Annotated in this window: 1 pseudogene; it reads left to right on the top strand. The window is 68.2% G+C overall.

Annotation, left to right across the window (positions count from 1 at the left end):
- Window positions 1–161 precede the first annotated feature (161 nt).
- A pseudogene (locus VEA62_RS04380) lies at window positions 162–1,439 on the top strand (IS256 family transposase).
- Window positions 1,440–1,447: the final 8 nt, after the last annotated feature.

Below are 1,447 nucleotides of genomic sequence, written 5' to 3'. Positions count from 1 at the left end.
GGCCGTATCCCGCCGAGTGGTGTCTGAGGCGTGAGGCTGGCCCGCCGGAGCGCTCGCCATAGCTGGCGCAGGCGGGCCAGCCGTCCGGGAGCGGGCGGTCACCGTGCTCTTCGGCTAAGTTGAGGTTGCTTGACGACCATCGACCGAGACGGAGTGACACGATGACCGAGCACAGGATCGCTCTTCACGAGCTGAGTGGGAAGAGCGCCGACGCCGACTTTCTGCGCGAGATGGTCGGCTTCGCCGCCCAGCGCCTGAAGGAGCTGGAGGTCGAGGCGGTGACCGGCGCCGGCTATGGTGAGCGCTCGGACGAGCGGCTGACCAAGCGCAACGGCTACCGGGAACGAACCTGGGAGACCCGCGCCGGCGCCATCGACCTGCGCATCCCCAAGCTGTGGCGCGGCTCCTACTTCCCGGCTTTCCTCGAGCCGCGGCGCACGGCGGAGAAGGCGCTGATCGCCGTGATCCAAGAAGCCTACGTGCAGGGCATCTCCACGCGCAACGTCGATGAGCTGGTCAAGGCGATGGGCATGACCGGGATCTCGAAAAGCCAGCTCAGCCGTCTGTGCGAGGGGATCGTAGCCGACGGCGCAGCCGGCACTGGCCCGAAGGGGCATTGAGGCGGAGATGCTCCCCGAGACGTGCGAGGGGAGTTCGACGAGCGGGTCCACGCCTTCCTGAACCGCCCACTGGAGGGCGACTGGCCCTTCGTATGGCTGGCCGCCACTTACGTGAAGGTGCGTCAGGACGGCCGCATCGTGTCGCTGGCCGCCATACTGGCGATCGGCGTCAACACCGACGGCCGGCGCGAGGGGCTGGGGCTCGGCCTTGGGCTGTCGGAAGCCGAGACCTTCTGGAGCGACTTCCTGCGCTCGCTCACCCGCCGCGGGCTGCGGGGCGTGAAGCTGGTGATCGCCGATGCCCATCTCGGGCTGAAGGCCGCTGCCTCCAAGGTGCTGGGCGCGACACTCCAGAGGTGCCGCGTTCATTGCATGCGGAACCTCTTGGCCTGCGTCGGCAAGGCGCACCCGACGATGGTCGCCGCCACCATCCGCACCGCCTTTGCCCAGGAGACCGCCGAGGCGGCGCACGAGCAGTGGCGCCGCGTGGCGGACAGCCTGCGGCCCCGGTTCTCCAAGCTGGCGGCGCTGATGGACAAGGCGGAGTTCGACGTGTTGGCTTACATGGCCTACCCGAAGGATCGGCGCACCAAGCTGCACAGCACAAACCCTCTCGAATGCCTGAACGGCGAGATCAAGCGGCGCACCAACGTCGTCGGCATCTTTCCGGGGGAAGGGGCGGTTGTGCGCCTCGTCGGCGCCTTGCTGTTGGAGCAGCACGATGACTGGGCGGTGTGCCGGCGCTACATGACCAGGGAAAGCCTCACCGAGCTGTGCCACCCTGACGCCACTGACCCGCTGTCCATCGCAGCGGAGTAGACCGGCGG

It is taken from the genome of Brevundimonas sp. (assembly GCF_035627475.1).
Taxonomy (GTDB): domain Bacteria; phylum Pseudomonadota; class Alphaproteobacteria; order Caulobacterales; family Caulobacteraceae; genus Brevundimonas.
Note: the sequence above shows the minus strand (reverse complement) of the source record. Positions and strands in the feature narration are given on the sequence as shown.